This window comes from Streptomyces akebiae (assembly GCF_019599145.1).
Classification (GTDB): domain Bacteria; phylum Actinomycetota; class Actinomycetes; order Streptomycetales; family Streptomycetaceae; genus Streptomyces; species Streptomyces akebiae.
The window spans coordinates 892,187-908,950 of the sequence record NZ_CP080647.1 but is presented as its reverse complement, the minus strand read 5'-3'; the positions used below and the strand labels follow the sequence as shown (position 1 = coordinate 908,950).

General features: G+C 71.5%; 16 protein-coding genes. 8 read left to right on the top strand and 8 right to left on the bottom strand.

Going from position 1 to position 16,764, the window contains the following annotated elements:
• Window positions 1-107: 107 nt before the first annotated feature.
• The 4 genes from K1J60_RS04020 to K1J60_RS04005 form a co-directional block, all read right to left on the bottom strand.
• Window positions 108-1,067, bottom strand: coding sequence for a GNAT family N-acetyltransferase (locus K1J60_RS04020; RefSeq protein ID WP_220644941.1), 960 nt, complete (start codon window positions 1,065-1,067; stop codon window positions 108-110).
• A gap of 209 nt (window positions 1,068-1,276) precedes the next feature.
• Window positions 1,277-1,999: an FAD:protein FMN transferase gene (locus K1J60_RS04015; protein ID WP_220644940.1), complete on the bottom strand. Its 723-nt coding sequence runs from the start codon at window positions 1,997-1,999 to the stop codon at window positions 1,277-1,279.
• Between the two features lie 4 nt (window positions 2,000-2,003).
• Window positions 2,004-2,741, bottom strand: coding sequence for an FMN-binding protein (locus K1J60_RS04010; RefSeq protein ID WP_220644939.1), 738 nt, complete (start codon window positions 2,739-2,741; stop codon window positions 2,004-2,006).
• 19 nt (window positions 2,742-2,760) lie between these two features.
• Window positions 2,761-4,104, bottom strand: coding sequence for a ferredoxin reductase family protein (locus K1J60_RS04005; RefSeq protein ID WP_220644938.1), 1,344 nt, complete (start codon window positions 4,102-4,104; stop codon window positions 2,761-2,763).
• 149 nt (window positions 4,105-4,253) lie between these two features.
• Between K1J60_RS04005 and K1J60_RS04000 the strand changes: the two genes are divergently transcribed.
• The 4 genes from K1J60_RS04000 to K1J60_RS03985 all read left to right on the top strand — a co-directional run bounded on the left by K1J60_RS04000 (window position 4,254) and on the right by K1J60_RS03985 (window position 8,647).
• Complete coding sequence (locus K1J60_RS04000; protein ID WP_220644937.1) at window positions 4,254-4,943, top strand: response regulator transcription factor; 690 nt, start codon at window positions 4,254-4,256, stop codon at window positions 4,941-4,943.
• Window positions 4,940-6,385 carry a sensor histidine kinase gene (locus K1J60_RS03995; RefSeq protein ID WP_220644936.1) on the top strand — a complete coding sequence of 482 codons (1,446 nt, stop codon included), beginning with the start codon at window positions 4,940-4,942 and terminating at the stop codon, window positions 6,383-6,385. Before K1J60_RS04000 ends, K1J60_RS03995 begins: the two co-directional genes overlap by 4 nt.
• Before the next feature lie 362 nt (window positions 6,386-6,747).
• Window positions 6,748-7,932 (top strand): sensor histidine kinase, encoded by a 1,185-nt coding sequence (locus K1J60_RS03990; RefSeq protein ID WP_220644935.1) that lies wholly within the window; start codon window positions 6,748-6,750, stop codon window positions 7,930-7,932.
• A gap of 70 nt (window positions 7,933-8,002) precedes the next feature.
• Complete coding sequence (locus tag K1J60_RS03985) at window positions 8,003-8,647, top strand: response regulator transcription factor (protein WP_220644934.1); 645 nt, start codon at window positions 8,003-8,005, stop codon at window positions 8,645-8,647.
• A gap of 47 nt (window positions 8,648-8,694) precedes the next feature.
• Here K1J60_RS03985 and K1J60_RS03980 read toward each other — a convergent pair whose 3' ends face one another.
• The 4 genes from K1J60_RS03980 to K1J60_RS03970 all read right to left on the bottom strand — a co-directional run bounded on the left by K1J60_RS03980 (window position 8,695) and on the right by K1J60_RS03970 (window position 12,230).
• Window positions 8,695-10,149, bottom strand: a complete 1,455-nt coding sequence (locus tag K1J60_RS03980; RefSeq protein WP_220644933.1) for a DUF1996 domain-containing protein — start codon at window positions 10,147-10,149, stop codon at window positions 8,695-8,697.
• 423 nt (window positions 10,150-10,572) lie between these two features.
• Entirely contained in the window at window positions 10,573-11,079 is a 507-nt protein-coding gene (locus K1J60_RS45610; protein WP_259407544.1) for a zinc-binding dehydrogenase, read from the bottom strand.
• Window positions 11,016-11,351 carry an alcohol dehydrogenase catalytic domain-containing protein gene (locus K1J60_RS45605; protein ID WP_259407543.1) on the bottom strand — a complete coding sequence of 112 codons (336 nt, stop codon included), beginning with the start codon at window positions 11,349-11,351 and terminating at the stop codon, window positions 11,016-11,018. The genes K1J60_RS45610 and K1J60_RS45605 overlap by 64 nt, the downstream gene beginning before the upstream one ends.
• Before the next feature lie 111 nt (window positions 11,352-11,462).
• Window positions 11,463-12,230, bottom strand: a complete 768-nt coding sequence (locus tag K1J60_RS03970) for an SDR family NAD(P)-dependent oxidoreductase (RefSeq protein ID WP_220644932.1) — start codon at window positions 12,228-12,230, stop codon at window positions 11,463-11,465.
• Window positions 12,231-12,466: 236 nt separating this feature from the next.
• Between K1J60_RS03970 and K1J60_RS03965 the strand changes: the two genes are divergently transcribed.
• The 4 genes from K1J60_RS03965 (at window position 12,467) to K1J60_RS03950 (ending at window position 16,754) form a co-directional block, all read left to right on the top strand.
• Window positions 12,467-13,186, top strand: a complete 720-nt coding sequence (locus K1J60_RS03965) for a response regulator transcription factor (RefSeq protein ID WP_220651261.1) — start codon at window positions 12,467-12,469, stop codon at window positions 13,184-13,186.
• Between the two features lie 476 nt (window positions 13,187-13,662).
• Window positions 13,663-14,046 carry an oxidoreductase C-terminal domain-containing protein gene (locus K1J60_RS03960; RefSeq protein ID WP_220644931.1) on the top strand — a complete coding sequence of 128 codons (384 nt, stop codon included), beginning with the start codon at window positions 13,663-13,665 and terminating at the stop codon, window positions 14,044-14,046.
• On the top strand, window positions 14,015-14,851 hold the full coding sequence (locus K1J60_RS03955) for an SDR family oxidoreductase (RefSeq protein ID WP_220644930.1): 837 nt from the start codon (window positions 14,015-14,017) through the stop codon (window positions 14,849-14,851). The genes K1J60_RS03960 and K1J60_RS03955 overlap by 32 nt, the downstream gene beginning before the upstream one ends.
• Before the next feature lie 70 nt (window positions 14,852-14,921).
• Window positions 14,922-16,754, top strand: coding sequence for a flavin-containing monooxygenase (locus tag K1J60_RS03950; RefSeq protein WP_220644929.1), 1,833 nt, complete (start codon window positions 14,922-14,924; stop codon window positions 16,752-16,754).
• The last annotated feature ends 10 nt before the right edge of the window (window positions 16,755-16,764 follow it).

The window sequence follows — 16,764 nt, the reverse complement described above, 5'->3', positions numbered from 1 at the left end:
GTGTCAATCGATGTGTGGTGGGGCGTCAAGGGGTTTCGAACAATGTCCGACAGGCCGAACGCAGAGCCCCCGTCCTCGGTGGAGAACGGGGGCTCTGCGATCGGGGCCTACCGGACGGGGCGTATCAATTCCCACGTGTCGACCGCGAAGTCCCGCTTCATGCCGTGCCGTTCGTACAGGGCGAGGGCTCCGGTGGTGTTGTCGGTGTCGACGCCGAGGCTGATGCGGTCGCGGCCCAGGGCCGCGTAGTGACCGAAGGCTTGGCGGAGCAGCAGGCTGCCGAGGCCGCGGCCGCGGGCCTCGCGCAGGACGCCGATGCTGGAGATCCAGGCCGCGGCGGAACGGTCGTTGCGGGACCGCAGGGCCGCCACGTCCCCGAGGCCGTCGACGTGCGCGATCCAGAGCAGCGACCAGTCGACGTTCTCGGCGTCGATGTCGTCCAGCCACTGCTCGTACGTACGCGGCTGGAAGTCGAAGTGGTCGGCGAAGGCCGTCTGCAGCAGGGAGTAGGCCTTCCTGCGGTCCTCCTCGGTGGCACAGGTGCGCAGGGTGACGCCGGGCGGGAGCGGCGGCAGGGGCTCGGTGGGGGAGAGGGGGCGGGACATGACGTGGTAGCGGCGGACCGTGCGCCAGCCGCGTCCGCGCAAGGCGTCCAGGTCCATCGTGGGGGTGATGTTGAGGTGCATGTGCACGACGGCCCGGTCGGCGCCGTTGGCCGCCGCGCGCTCCGCCGCCCGGGCCTCCATCAGGTCGAACAGGTGCAGCGCGCCGAGCAGTTGGCCCGGCAGCGTGTAGTGGTCCATGTCGATGCGCTCGCCACCGGACTCGTCCCACTGCAGGCCGTACGCCACCAGGCGGTCCCCGTCGAACAGCAGCCAGGAGTCCCGCTCCAGGTCCGCCTCCGGATGCTTCAGATCGGCCTGCACCTCGACGAGTTCGGTCTCCGCGCGGCCGATCTCCAGCAGGTCGATCTCGTTGAGCAGCGCGCACACCGCTGCGGCGTCGTCGAGCGTGGCCGGGCGCACGGCCAGGCCGGGCGGGAGGGGGGTGGGGTGGGTCGTGGTCATGGGGCCACTGTCGGGGGGCGGGGGCGTGGCCGCAACGGGATTTCCGCGGGCGGCGTCCGGTGCGCCGGGGGTGCGAGGCGCTCTCCCTCGGGGCCGGGCGGGGGGGAGATGAGAGCCGCAGGCCCCTTCAGGGCGCGGGGAACTGCGCGAACAGCCACGTACTGGCCGCAGTCGCCGAACCACCCGCGCCCCCGAGTTGTGAGGCGCCCTTACGCCGCCACCGGCAACCCCGGGGTGCGGAAGACCCGTTGCTCGGCGTCGACCGCGAAGACCTCGCACCCCTCCCGCGACGCGGCCCACTCGATGCCCTCCGTGCCCATCGCGAACGCCGCCGTCGCCGTCGCGTCGGCCTCGGTGAGGGACGGGGCCACCACCGTGAGGCTGAGGAGGCCCGTCGCCGGGCGCCCGGTGCGCCCGTCGAGGATGTGGTCGCCGCGCTCGTAGCGGGCGGACGTGGCGACCGCGCCGTCCGTGACCGACAGGACCACACAGAGGCGGTCGGCCCGCTCCGGGTGACGCACCCCCACCCGCCACGGCCCGCCGGTCGCCGCCACGTCGCCACCCGCGTTGAGGCACAGCCGCTTCGCGCCCAGCCCCGTCAGCAGCTCCGCCGCCCGCTGCACGGCCCAGCCCTTCACCATGGCGCAGGGGTCGAGTCCGCGCCCCGGCAGCCGCACGTCGAACGCGCCGTCCGTCGCCACCCGGTACTCCTCGCAGAGGGCGAGGACCTCGGTCAGGTCCGGACTCAGCTCGTGCGGTGCCAACTCGCCCCGGTCCAGCCGCGACACCTCGCTGTCGGCGCGGAACGGGCTGAACCGCGCGTCGACCTCCCGCAGCCACGCGAACGCCGGCTCCGCGGCCTCGGCGGTGGCCTCCTCGTCCTCGATCAGCAGCGAGATCGGGAACCCCATGATGTGTTCGACGCGGCGCACCGGATCAGGCCTTCGCGTCGATCGCGGCCTGGAGGGACTCCCGGTAGCCGTCGCTGGTGATGGTGGCGCCGGAGACCGTGTCGATGTCGGCGCTCTGCGCCGCCAGGGTCTCCTTGATCAGCACCGGGACGGCGGCCTCGGTCTGCGGGTGGTTCGGCTGCTTCAGCATCTCCACGGCCGTGATCTCGTCGCCCTCGAAGGTCACCTGGACCTGGACGTCGCCCTTGACGGTGCCGACCGTCGGGCCCGCGACGGTCTGGCTCGCGCTCGCCCGCCCCGCCTCCGAGTCTCCCGAAGCCGACCCCGACGCGGAGTCGGAGCCGGAGCCGGACGATGACGCCGACTTCTCGTTCTCGTCGATCGCGGCCTGGAGGGATTCCCGGTAGGCGTCGCTGGTGATGGTGGCGCCGGAGACGGTGTCGATGTCGGCGCTCTGCGCGGTCAGGGTCTCCTCGATCAGTACCGGCACCGCCGCCTCGGTCTGCGGGTGGTCCGGCTGCTGGAGGAACGTGACGGCGGTGATCTTCTCGCCCTGGAAGGTCGCCCGGACCTGGACGGGTCCCTTCTCGGTGTCGATCGTCGGGCCCGTGACCACGGTGGAGCCCGACGACGTGGACGCGGAGGCCGACGGGGCGGGCTCGGCTGTCGTCGTCGTGGACGTCGTGTCGGTCGAGGGGGCGTAACGCCAGACGGGCACCAGCGCGGCGGCGCTCAGGACCAGGGCGGGTATGGCTCGTTTCACAGTGCTGTCCTCGTGTCCGTCATCCGGCCAGGCTGAAGCGTTCGAAGTGGATCTGCGGCTTGGGCACGTCCAGCTCACGCAGGCTGCGCAGGACCGCGTTCATCATCGGCGGCGGCCCGCACAGGAACACGTCCCGGTCGGTGATGTCCGGCACCATGCGCCGCAGTTCGCGCGGCGCCAGCAGGTCTGGGCTGACGGGGCCGGAGACCAGGTGCAGCTCGGCGCCCTTGTCGAAGGCGAGCTGCCGCAGCTCGTCGTAGAGGACCGCGTCCTGCTTCGTGGCGACCCGGTAGATGACCACCGCGTGCCCCTCGATCTCCTCCAGCAGGGCCCGGATCGGGGTGACACCGACGCCACCGGCGATGAGCACGGACTCGGGCCGGGTGCGGTGCATCGCGGTGAAGGCGCCGTACGGGCCCTCGGCGAACACCCGGGTACCGACCTTGACGTGGCGCAGGGCGGCGGAACCCGCGCCGGCCGCCTTCGCGGTCAGCCGCAGCTGGCTGCCGTCGGGCGCGGCCGACAGCGAGAACGGGTTGGCCTGCCACCAGCGGTCCCGGGTCAGGAACCGCCACAGGAAGAACTGGCCGGCCCGCGCGGGCATCCGGTCCAGGTCACGGCCGCTCATGTAGATCGAGACGACGTTGTCGGCCTCGGGGACGACCGCGGTGACGCGCAGCTGGTGGCGCCAGTTGCGCCACAGCGGGAGCACCAGACGGCCCAGGAACACGGAGGCCAGGGCCACGCCCCACAGCGCGTACCAGTACGCCGTCGCGGTCTCCGACGAGGCGAACGACGTCCCCGCCGCGACCTGGTGCGTGAACGCCAGCACCACCGCGACGTAGGTGTACAGGTGGATGAAGTGCCAGGTCTCGTAGGCCAGCCTGCGGCGGGCGAAGCGGGCCGAGACCACACCGATCACGACGATGATGCCGAGCGCGACGATCGCGCGCAGCACACCCTCGACGGTCTCGGCGAGGTCCACCAGCTGACTGAGCGGGTCCAGGTCCGAAAACTGGGCATAGCCGAAGGTGATGAACACCCCGTGCGCGACCAGCAGCCACAGCACCGAGAAACCGGTCCAGCGGTGCCACGAGGTCAGCCGGTCCATGCCGATGCGCCGGTCGAACCACGGCAGCCGGGCCACCAGCACCAGCTGGAACGCCATCAGCAGCGCGCCGTAAAGACCGGTCAGGCGGCCCAGCACGATCAGGGCGTTCGAGGCGAAGCCCGCCTGCACGAAGAAGAAGGTCACCACGGCGACGTTCGCCGCCAGCACCGCGTACAGACCGGTGCGGGCGACCACTTTGGGACGCGCTCCCGAGCGGCGGACCGCCGCGGGGGGTTGTTGGACGGTGGTCACGTGGAGTGCTCCTTGATCGAGTGGGGGATACGAGCTTCTCCGGTGACCGCTGTCGTTTTGCTGTCGGACAACTTTCAAGTATTTATCGATCGGGCCGCGAGGCTGTGAGCGGCTATGGCGCACGGCGATCGGTGGCGCAGTATGAGGACGTGGAAAAAGTGCGACTGCTCGTGGTGGACGACGATCCGCCGATCGCGGACCTGGTGGCGACCGTCGCCCGCTATGAGGGCTGGGACGCCGTCACGGCCCACTCCGGTGAGGAGGCGCTGCGGCAGGCGGCCGAGTTCCGCCCCGACATCGTGGTCCTGGACCTGATGCTGCCCGGCGTGGACGGCTTCGGCGTGCTCGACCAGCTCCGGCGGTCCGGCACGATGGTGCCCGTGGTGTTCCTGACCGCCCGCGACGGCGTCGCCGACCGGGTCGCCGGCCTCACCCGGGGCGGCGACGACTACCTGGTCAAACCGTTCGCCGTGGAGGAGCTGATGGCCCGCCTGCGCACCGTGCTGCGCCGCAGCGCCGGGCCGGCCTTCCAGCGGTCCGTGCTCCAGGTCGCCGACCTGTCGATGGACGAGGACACCCGCGAGGTCCGCCGCGGCGACAAGCTGCTCACCCTCACGCCCACCGAGTACGAGGTCCTGCGCTACCTCATGCGCAAGTCCCCGACCGTCCTCACCAAGGCGCAGATCCTCGACCACGTCTGGGAGTACGGCTTCGGTGGCCGCTCCAACGTCGTCGAGCTGGTCGTCAGCCGGCTGCGCCGCAAGCTCGACGACACCGGCGAACCGCTCATCCACACCGTCCGCGGCTTCGGCTATGTGCTGCGGCAGGCCACCGAGTGATCGCCCGCCTCAAGCAGGGCTATCGCGGCATGCGCCTCGGCACCAGGCTGGCCCTCGGCCTCGGGGCCGTGGCGCTCGTCGTGTTCGCCGTCGTCGGCAGCGCGCTGACCATGTACATGCGCGACTATCTGTCCGCGCAGCTCAACGAACAGCTCAAGATCGCCCAGATCGCCCAGTCCAAGAGCATCGCGGACTACGGCACCCTCCAGGGGAAGAAGTACTACCGCTGGTACTACGCCGTGTACGACACCTCGGGCGGCACACCGGTGCTCCGCAAGCCCGAGGACCCCGGCGATCTGCCCAAGGACATCGACGACTTCACCCTCGTGGCCAAGGCGCTGACCGTCGAAGGCACGGAGGTCACCCGCACCGAGCACCTCCAGGGCCAGGGCCAGTACCGGCTGCGGGCCTGCGAGGTCGAGCCCGGCGTGGTCCTGGTCAGTGCCGCGCCCATGGACGACATCGAGGACACCGTGGGCCGGCTGATCACCGTGCAGGTCTTCACCTTCGTCCTCGCCCTGATGGCGCTCGTCGTCTTCGGCCGGGCCATGCTGCGGCGCGGCCTGAAACCGCTGAGCGACATGGCGCACACCGCCCGCGGCATCACCTCGCACGACCTGACGGACTCGGCACGGCTGCCGGTGCGCCACGACAACCGCGACGGCGGCCCCGAGGTCGAGGAACTGCGCACCGCCTTCAACACCATGCTGGAGCACATCGACGACGCGTTCGCCGTCCGCACCGAGGCGGAGCAGCGGCTGCGGCGCTTCGTCGCCGACGCCTCCCACGAACTGCGCACCCCGCTGATGTCGGTACGCGGCTACGCCGACCTCTTCCAGTACGCCGCCGCCCACAGCCCCGAGGAACGCGACAAGCACCTGGCCCGGCTGCGCGCCGAGGCGGCCCGGATGGGCGTCCTCCTGGACGACCTGCTGATGCTGGCCCGCCTCGACGCCGCCGACGTGGAGACACCGCTGCGGCTGGAGGAGACCGACCTGGTGGAGCTGGCGCGACAGGCGACGGACGGCTTCCGGGCCGGCCACCCCGACCGTCCGCTGACCGTGGTGACCGGCTCCGCCCCGGTCCGGCTGCACCTCGACCCCCTCCGCCTCCGCCAGGTCCTCGACAACCTCCTCACCAACGCCGCCGTGCACACCCCGCCCGGTACGAAGGTCTCCCTGGAGGTCGTCGAAGAGTCCGGCGCGGCCGAGGTACGGATCACCGACTCGGGGCCCGGGATCCCGGCAGACGATCAGGAGCGCGTCTTCGACCGCTTCTACCGGGTCGACAAGGCCCGCAGCCGCGACCGGGGCGGCAGCGGCCTGGGCCTCGCCGTGGCCCACTCCCTGGTCCGCGCCCACGGCGGCACCATCACCCTGACCAGCCGGCCGGGCACGACGACCTTCACGGTCCGGCTGCCGCTGTCCGGGGCCGCGTCCTAGGGGTGCCGTCCATGAGGGGTGAGCTCTTGGCGGGCTGCGCATGGGGGCGTGGAGGGTTGGTGCGGTGCGTGGGGGAGGAGCGTGGCGGGCACGGCACAGTGCGACTGAGTCCCCCTGCACCGTGCCCGCCACGCCCCTCCCCGCTGCCTCGCCCCTCCCGGACGCCGCCTCGCCCCACCTCGCTCCGACCCGCACCTCGTCGCCCCACACCATGCCGTGCCGACCCCTGCCTCCCCGCCCCACCACACGCCGCGCCGCGCCCACGTCGCACCCACCCGCACCGTGCCCGTCCCACGCCCGCTCCTCACCAGCCTCAGCACCCTCACCGCTCCCGCCTCGCCCGGTCGCCTAATCTGGCCGCCATGAGTGCAACGGTGCGGCAGGCCTGGCGGGCCACGCTCCAGTTGGTCGTCGCCGCCGCGACGGCGTTCGGCGTGTACCTCTTCATCACGGTGCTGCTGATCACCGCCGTCGCCACCCTCGCCGTGGTGGGCGCCTGGATGCTGCCCGAGACCGTGACCCTGATCCGCCGCATCGCCGGCGCGAAACGCCACCAGGTGGCCGCCTGGACCGGCCGGGCAGTCCCCGAGGCCTACCAGCCCATCGAGGGCACCCTGCGCGAACGCCTGCGGATCGCCGTCCGCGACCCCGGCACCCGCACCGACGCCCGCTGGATGCTCGCGTACTACGTCTACGGCGCCCTCTTCTTCCTCGCGGTGCCGCTGTGGCCACTGGGCCTGGTCGTCGACGGAACGCGGTGCGGACTGCTGCGCCGCGAAGCCCTCGTCCTGCCGCTGATCAGCCGTCTCGCCGACCTCGACGCCCACTGGTCCGAAGCCCTCCTCGAACCGTCCCCCGGGGCCCGGCTCGCCGAACGGGTGGAGGAACTGACGGTGACCCGCGCCGACGCGATCGCCGCCCACGGTGCCGAACTGCGCCGTATCGAACGCGACCTGCACGACGGCGCCCAGGCCCGCCTCGTCTCGCTCTCCCTGCGGATCGGGCTCGCCCGGCGCGCGTACGACAGCGACCCGGAGGCCGCACGCGGGCTGCTGCTCGACGCCCAGGAGCAGGCCGAGGCCGCGCTGACCGAACTCCGCCACGTCGTCCGCGGCATCCACCCACCGATCCTCACCGACCGGGGCCTGGCCGGCGCCGTACGGGCCCTGTCCGCCGCCGGCGGCATCGAAGTGGCCGTCTACGTGCGCGGGTTGGAGGACAGCGACGGTCCGCGCCCGCCCGCCGCGGTGGAGGCCGCCGCGTACTTCGTCGTCGCCGAAGCCCTCACCAACGCCGCCAGGCACAGCGGCTGCGACCACGCCGAGGTCCACCTCACCCGCACGGCCCGGGGCGTGGCCGTCCGGGTGCGGGACGACGGCCGGGGCGGCGCGGAGGCGTCCGGCCCGGCCGCCACGCCGTCCACGACCGGCGGATCCGGGCTCCTCGGGATGCGGCGACGGGTCGCCGCGCTCGACGGGCGCATGACCGTGACCAGCCCGGTCGGCGGGCCCACCGTGATCGAGGTGGAGCTGCCCTGCGTATGGTGAGCGAGAGGGAATCAACGACCGAACCGGGGACCTCCCGCACAGGGCGGTCGACGACTGAGGCGGTACGGCCGTGCGTGTGGTGATCGCCGAGGACAACGCTCTGCTCAGAGAGGGTCTCGTCCTGCTGCTGACGTCGGCCGGACACGAGGTCGTCGCGGTCGCGGGCAGTGGTCCCGAGGTCCTCCCCGCCCTGCTGGAACACCGCCCGGACGTCGCCGTCCTGGACGTCCGGATGCCGCCCGGGTTCCGTGACGAGGGCCTGCGCGCGGCGCTGGAGGCCCGTCGGCGACTCCCCGGCCTGCCGGTGCTGGTCCTCTCGCAGTACGTGGAGGAGTCGTACGCCGCCGAACTGCTGGGCGGGGGAGCGGGCGGGGTCGGCTATCTGCTCAAGGACCGGGTCGGCCGGGTGGACGAGTTCCTGGACGCCCTCGACCGGGTCGCGGCCGGTGGTACCGCGCTCGACCCGGAGGTGGTGACCGAACTGCTCACCCGCCGCAAGGACTCACCGCTCGACTCGCTCACCCCGCGCGAACGCGAGGTGCTGGCGCTGATGGCCGAGGGCCACGACAACGCCGGCATCGCCCGGACCCTGGTCGTCACCGAACGAGCCGTCAGCAAGCACATCGGCAACGTCTTCCTGAAACTCGGCCTGCCGACCGGCGACAGCGGACACCGCAGGGTGCTGGCCGTGCTGGCGTATCTGCACAACACGTAGAAGCGGGGGGTGCCGTCAGGACGACACCCCCCACCCGCTGCCCGGACTCAGCTGCACTTACGCCCGGTGTTGATGCACTGCACCGCCTTGTTCATCAGCTTCTGGTCGAAGACGTTGATGAAGTCGCCGTGGTCGGTGACCGGCTTGTGCTGCTGCTCGGGGAAGCTGTCCAGCGAGTAGAACGGACGGGTCTTGCCGTTGTCCTTCACGCTGGGCGCGTCCACGTCGTAGACCAGACGCTGCACCAGCTGCGGGATGGCCTTGAAGCCGGCAGCGCAGTTGCCGCTCGCGTCGGCGAAGGCCACGTGCGTGCGGTGGTTCGCGCTGTCGATGTTCTTGCCGTCCCAGCAGCTCTGGAACTTGAAGGTGCGCACCACGTCGCTGCCCGAGGGGCAGAGCGGGTACTTGTCCTTCAACTGCACCTTGTTCTCGAAACCGGTGCAGCTCCAGGAGGCGTTGGCGTTGGCGGTGCCGTTGACGAACGCCTTGGCGTCACCCGTGATGATGCGCAGGAACTTGGGCATCGCCACCACCTTGCCGCGGGGGCTGCCCACGAAGTTCAAGGTGGCCTTCTTGGCCGTCAGGATCCGGCCCGTGTTGCCCTCGGCCCCGCCGCCCTGCTGGGTGGCGTCGAACTCCTTGGTGCCGTCCTGGAGCCGCAGCACCGGCCAGTAGTACGACGACTTGTCGCCCTTGTTCCGGCAGCTGGTCCCCGCCTTGGCGAAGTCCTGGTCGCTGGAGAAGGCGTCGTTGTCCTGGTTGCCGACGTAGTCGTGCATGTGGTGCGCGCCGTTGGTGACACCGGGTGCGACGATGACGTTGTCGCTGTTGTACAGCTTGTTGGCGTTCACGCCGCACTGGGTGACGAAGACGCCCTTCGAGGCGTTCGCCGACCTGGCCGGTGTGCGCACGTTGGGCTGCACCTTGGTGATGTCCACGAAGTCGGCGGCGACGGGACCGTTGCCGGCCACTCCGGCATTGGTGTTGTTGCCGCCCTGGTTGTTGCCGGCGTTCTGAGCGGGGGCGGGCTGGTTGCCGGTCGGGCGCAGTGTGCAGGCCGCGAGCGCGTCGAGACCCTGCGGCTTGGCCGCCACCCGGCCGATGGCGATGGCGATCCGGTCGATCGTCGCCTTCCGCTTGTCCTTCAGCGGACCCACGATCGCGTTCTGCGCGAAGCCCGGGTCCTGCTGGATCGCCCGCTGCGAGGTGGAGAGGCGCTGGTACGCCTCGGAGATCTGCTTGTCGAGCAGGGCCAGCTCCCTGTCGACCTGAGCCTTGGCCTGGGCCGGTACCGACGTCAGCTTCTGGCCCACGTCGGGGCAGTCGATGGTGGACGTTCCGGCCGCGAGCACCTGGTTCTGGGCTGAGCCCTTCGAGCCGCTCTCGCCGGCCGAGGCGTAGATGTTGACCGCCACCAGTCCGCCGGCGCCGATGGCCACTGCGGCTGCCGCGCCCACCGCTCGGCGGGCGGTGTTCGATCTCTTTCGCGTGTTGCGTCTCATCAGGCCTCTCAAGGACAACTCCGGCACCGGAGGGACATCCGGCACGGGTCAAGCGCGTACTCGTCTACGTAGCGGGCACGCGGAATGCTCAGTGAATCCTCAGATTCGTAGCATCCTCCATGCGCGAACCGCGCAAGTGACGCCAATTCGGACCGAGTTGACCGCCCGTAGGACCCGGTGACGGGAACGGGGGCCTGCCATCCGGCGACAACCGGCGGCAGGCCCCCGTCACTTGGGACCCTCGGGCTCTACTCGTCGAACGTCACGATCACCTTCTCCGCCGCCCCCGGCGTCAGCGTCAGCTCGAAGGCCCGGTCGACGTCGGCGGCGGGCACCCGGTGACTGATGAGCGCTGCGGAGCATGCCGCCGAGGTCGATCTCCGACCCCTTCTTCTGCACGGCGACCATGACCAGCTTCGCGCGCTACTTGGCGGAGCCCACCACGGTGTTGAACACGGCCGGCGCCCTCGCCGCGTCGATGTAGATGTCGGTGCCGGGCCGGGGCTGCCCGAGCGCGTTGGCGGCCTGCCCGTGCAACTCGGTCAGCCGCGCGGCGACATCCTCCCGCGCCGAGTCGACGACGGCGTCCGCGCCCACGGCCAGTGCCTTCTCCAGCCGGGAAGGGATGACGTCGGCCACGACCACGTGCTTCACCCCGCGCAGTTTCAGCCAGATCGCCGTGCCGAGGCCGATGGGCCCGGCACCGAAGACCACGACCCTGTCGTCGGGTCCGGCCTCCGAGCGGTTGACGCAGTGCCGGGCCACCGCCATGGGCTCGTTGAGGGAGGCCACGTCGAAGGGCACGGAGTCCGGGAACACCGCCACACCCTTGCCGACCTCGGCGTTCTCGATCAGCAGGTACTCGCTCATCCCGCCGTACGCACCACCGCAGCCGATGATGCCGGTGGGGGCGTCCTGCGGGTTGACCACGACCCGGTCCCGACCGCGAGGCCGGAGACCTCGGCGCCGACCTCGACGATCTCACCGGCCGGTTCGTGGCCGAGCGCCACCGGGATCAACTCGCCGCCCAGGTGGGCGCGGGACGGCACGCCTCCCATGTGGAGGAAGGTGACGTCGGTGCCGCAGATGCCGCAGGCACGGACGCGGACGAGTACGTCCGCGGGGCCGGGTGCGGGGCGCTCGACGTCGACGACCTCGACCTTGCCGACACCGGCGGTCCGTACGGACTTCATCGTCGCCATGGGGAGACTCACTTTCTGCGGAGACGGGAGCACACCGCCCGAGTGGGCGTGCGTGGGGAAGGCGACGCCGGTCGGGGGCCGGGGCAGGCCCTCGGTCCGGGACGCGGTCCGTCAGACGGCGGCCCAGGCGTCGTCGACCGGCAGCACCGCGCCGTTGACGAAGGCGGCCGCGTCGGAGGCGAGGAAGACGATCGCGTCGGCCTGTTCCTCGGCTGTGCCGAGTCGGCCGATGGTGGCGCCGATCAGGCCGCGGATGACCGCTGGACCGTGCGCCTGCTGGTCGGCGTCGACCTGGATGTTGGTCATCGTGGGGCCGGGCGCTATCGCGTTGGCCCGGATGCCCTGCTTGCGGTACATCACCGACAGGCTCTTCACCAGACCGACGACACCGTGCTTCGACGCGGTGTAGGCGGCCCCGGCCGCGCTGCCGCGCAGTCCCGCCTCGGACGCGGTGAAGACGATCGCGCCGCGCTCCGCCTTCAGCATGTGCGGCAGTGCGGCCCGGGTGAGCAGGAACGGCGCGGTCAGATTGACCCGGATGACCCGCTCCCACTCGCTGTCGTCGACATCGGCCAGGGCGGACATCCGGTCCATGATCCCGGCGTTGTTCACCAGCACGTCCAGCCCGCCGAAGGTCTCCACGGCACGCGCCACGACCTCGTCCACGACCGCCTGGTCACTGAGATCGCCGACGACCGCGACCGCGGTGCCGCCGGCCGCCGCGATCGCCTCCAGGGTCTCCTCGGCGGCCTTCCCGGAGATGTCGGCCACCAGCACCTTCGCACCCGCCGCGGCGAACTTCAGGGCCGCGGCCCGGCCGATGCCGGACCCGGCTCCCGTGACGACGACGCTGCGGCCGTCGAGACCGTCGATGCTCATGGAATGTCCCTCTTCCCTGGGGTGGGCGGGTCGCCGGACGGATCGCCCGGCTGCTCGTCGTCTTGCCTGAGTGAGGCAAACACAGGTGACTTACTTGAGTCAAGCAACGAGAGTAGTAGGGTGCTGTCCACGCCCACGTTCAGGCCGCCGGCGCCGCTCCGGCCCGCCCGCCGGCCGTGCGCAGCCACCGAGCCCATCCGCCCCGCAAGGAAGAGCCGACACGAATGGCCTTAACCATGTACGGCAGTGCCAGTGAGAAACCGTCGCTCCCCAGGGGTGCGGGCCAACACGTCCTGATCGTCGTCGACGCCCCGGACGTCGCGGAACTCCTCTTCACCACAATGGAGTTGGCGGGATACCGGATCCACATGGCGGAGTCGGGCGCGGAGGCCGTCGCCCGGCTCGCCGAGCAGCGGTTCGACCTGGTCGTGCTCGACCTCGCGCTGTCGGACCTGGAGGGTCTCGGCCGGGAGCGCCGCCCGCTGACCCACCGACCACCCGTCCTCTTCCTGACCCGGTACGACTCCCTCGGCGAACTCCTCCCGGAAGTCGGCCTCGGGGAACAGGACTACGTCACCAAACCCTTCCGCGTCGCCGAGGTCCTGGCCCGCGCCCAAGTCCTGCTCCGCGGCCGCAAACCCGTCCGCCGGGACAGTGAACTGTCCTACCGCGACCTGGTCCTGGACGACTCCGCCTGTCAGGCGCTGCGCGCGGGCCGGGCGTTGCACCTCACCCCGGCGGAATACCGCCTCCTGCGCCACCTCCTCGTCAACGCGCACAAGGTGCTGTCGAAGGAGCAGATCGGCCGCTACGTCTGGGGCGACTTCCACGGCGACAACGCCATCGAGCAACTCGTCTCCCGGCTCCGCCGCAAGGTGGACCGTGAGGCCCCGCCGCTCATCCACACCCGCCGCGGCTTCGGCTACTGGCTCGGTGTCTCCTCGGCGGACCGCTGAGCGGGCCGCCGCGCACACGGCTCCGCCTGCAAGGCCCCGCGCGTACGGCCCCGCGCACACGCAGAGAAGCAAACCGTCGTGGCCACGCGGCAGCGGCTGACACCCGCCGCGCCCCCGAATGGGCGGCACCGGACCCCTGCGGTGCCGCCCATTCGGGTCTCCATGGTGGCCCCACCCCGGACGCGCCCACGATCGTCAACTGGACGCAACGGAGCTCCCGTTGGTTGGCCAAGAACCCACTCCGGCCCACCCTGGCAACGCGCCCCCGCCACCATCCCCACCCCCGAAGTGATCCAGGTCACGTCAGCCTCTTGTCAGGCAACTGGCCGGGAGCCGTCAGACCGTTCTGTTTGCATGTGTTCATCGAGGCCTCGAAGCATTCCCCGGCGCTCCCCACCGGAGCCCCCACCACCGAGGAGAGACCATGGCCGACACCCTGACCGACGCCGCCCCCACACCGGCGGACAGGCTCCCGAGTGCCCAGGTGCGGATCCGGACCCCTGGCGGCCGCCCGCGATCTGCTCGCCGCCGATCCGCACGCCCGCAAGGCGTTCGCCCCGGTGCCGTACTTCTGGTCCGACCAGTACGGCATGAAGGTGCAGGCCTATGGCTGGCTGCGCGGTCACGGCGAGGTGGCGATCGTCGACGGGGGTCCGGCCGAGCGCCGCTTCGTCGCCGTCTACCGCGCCGACGACCGGGGCACCGGCGCGCTCGCGGTCGGTATGCCGCCCAAGGCGATCCGGCGGTGGCGGCAGGCCATCGCGTCCGGCGCCGGATGGCGCGAGTCGCTCACGCCGACGAGGCCGGCGGTGTCGGAGGGGGGCGACCATGGTGGAACAGCGGTCCGGGCCGTCGCGTGACGTGGTCGTCGTTACCGGCGCGGGTGGCATGGGCGGGGCGATCGCACGCCGGATCGGCAGCGGGCGCACGGCGCTCGCCGACGCCTCGCGCGGTCAACTCGACCGTGTGGCAGGCGCGTTGAGCGACGAGGGATACGCGGTGCGGGGCGTCCCGACCGACGTGTCCGATCGTGGGTCCGTCGACGAGCTCGTGGCGGAGGCCGCCGGTGAGGGCCGGGTGGCCGCCGTCGTGCACACCGCCGGAGTCTCCGCCGTCCAGGGGACCGACGAGACGATCCTGAAGGTCAACCTGCTGGGCACCGTCCACGTCATCGACGCCTTCGAGGGCGTGGCGGGGCCGGGGACGGCCATGGTCTGCGTCTCCAGCATGGCCGGCCACGTCGCCGCCCTCGGCCGCGAGGACGAGGCCGCCCTCGCGACGGCTCCGGTGGGGGAACTCCTCGGGATCGGTGCCGTGGCAGCCGTCGGGGACAGCTCGGCACGGGCGTACATCGTGTCCAAGCGGGCCAACCAGGTGCGCGTCGAGGCCGCCGCGCTCGCCTGGAGCCGGCGCGGCGCCCGGATCAACAGCGTCAGCCCGGGAATCGTCGCCACCGCCATGGCGAAGGCGGAGGCCGAGGGCCCGAGCGGCGCGCGCATGCGGGTGATGCTGGAGGCGAGCGGCGCGGGCCGCACCGGCACTCCGGCGGAGACAGCCGATGCCGTGGCATTCCTCATCGGCCCCGAAGCGCGTTACATCACCGGAACGGACCTGCTCGTCGACGGCGGCCAGGCCGCCTGGCTGCGCCACCACCGACCGGACTGACGCCCCGGCCGCCCGGGGTTCCACGGCACCCCCCAACAGCAGAGGCTCAAGGACCGAAGAGAGGACACCGATGTCCACCCCCCACACCCCGTCCGGCCCCCCGTCCCTCGACCCCGAGGAGCTGGGCTTCGACCCGGACGCACTCCGTGCCCGCTACCGCGCCGAGCGCGAACGCCGGATCCGCCCGGACGGCGGCAGGCAGTACCAGCGGATCACCGGCGAGTTCGAGCACTACGACGACGACCCGTACGCCGACGGGGAGTTCACCCGGGAGCCGCTGACCGACCGGGTCGAGGCCGTCGTCGTCGGCGGCGGCTTCGGCGGGCTGCTCGCCGCGGCGCGGCTGCGGCAGGCCGGCGTCGAATCGATCCGCGTGATCGAGAAGGGCGGCGACTTCGGCGGCACCTGGTACTGGAACCGCTACCCCGGCATCCACTGCGACATCGAGTCGTACATCTATCTGCCGCTGCTCGAAGAGCTGGGCTACGTCCCGAAGTGGAAGTACGCGCCGGGCGAGGAGATCCGGCAGCACACCCGGGCGATCGGCCGTCACTTCGACCTCTACCGGGACGCCGCCTTCCGGACGGTCGCCACCGAACTGCGCTGGGACGAGACCGAGTTGGAGTGGATCGTCGCCACCGACCGCGGCGACCGCATGCGCGCCCGGTACGTGGTCGTCTCCAGCGGCACGCTCAGCCAGCCCAAACTCCCGGGCATCCCCGGCATCGAGACCTTCAGGGGCCACACCTTCCACACCAGTCGCTGGGACTACGACTACACCGGAGGCGACGCGGGCGGCGGCCTCACCGGCCTCGCCGACAAGCGCGTGGCCGTGATCGGCACCGGCGCCACCGCGATCCAGGTCGTCCCCCACCTGGGGGCCGACGCGGCCCACCTCTACGTCTTCCAGCGCACCCCCTCGACGGTCGACGTGCGCGGCAACGGGCCCACCGACCCGGAGTGGGCCAAAACGCTCACCCCCGGCTGGCAGGCCGAGCGGATGGACAACTTCCTGAAGACCGTCACCGGTGTCCGGGCCGGCGAGGACCTGGTGAACGACGCCTGGACCAGTAGCGCCCGCCTCCAGGAGAAGCTGATCCCGACCGACGCGTACGCGGACGTCCCGGAGGACGAGCGTGAACGGGCCTACGAGATCGCCGACTTCCAGAAGATGAACGAGCTGCGCGACCGCGTGGCGGCGATCGTCGAGGACCCGGAGACCGCCGAGAAGCTGAAGCCCTGGTACCGCTACATGTGCAAGCGGCCCACCTTCAGCGACCACTACCTCCAGACCTTCAACCGGCCCAACGTCACCCTCGTCGACACGGCCGACACCCATGGCGTCGAACGGATCACCGAGAAGGCGGTGGTGGTCGGCGGGGTCGAGTACGAGGTGGACTGCGTCATCTTCGCCACCGGCTTCGAGGTCGGTGTCTCGGGGCTGCTCTCCGGTCGCCTCCCGGCATACGGCCGGGACGGCGTCGGCCTGCTGGAGACCTGGATGACGGCCGGCCCGAAGACCCTCCACGGCTTCTACAGCCACGGCTTCCCCAACCTCTTCCAACTCGGCCCGATGCAGAACGCCAGCGCCGTCAACTACGTCCACATCCTCGACCAGCAGTCGATCCACGTCGGCGAGGTGGTCGCCGAGGCCCGCAGGCGCCGCGCCCGGTACGTCGAGCCGAGCGCCGAGGCCCAGGACGCCTGGGTCGCCACCATCCGCGAGAAGGCCGCCGACCTGTACCGGTTCCAGGCGGAGTGCACCCCCGGCTACTACAACAACGAGGGCCGGCCCAGGGAGCGCAGCGAGTCCTACGGCGACGGACCGGTCGCCTTCCACGAACTGCTCCGGCGATGGCGTGCCGACGGCGGCATCGACGACGTCCTCGTCGGCGCCGAATGAGCCGGGCGGG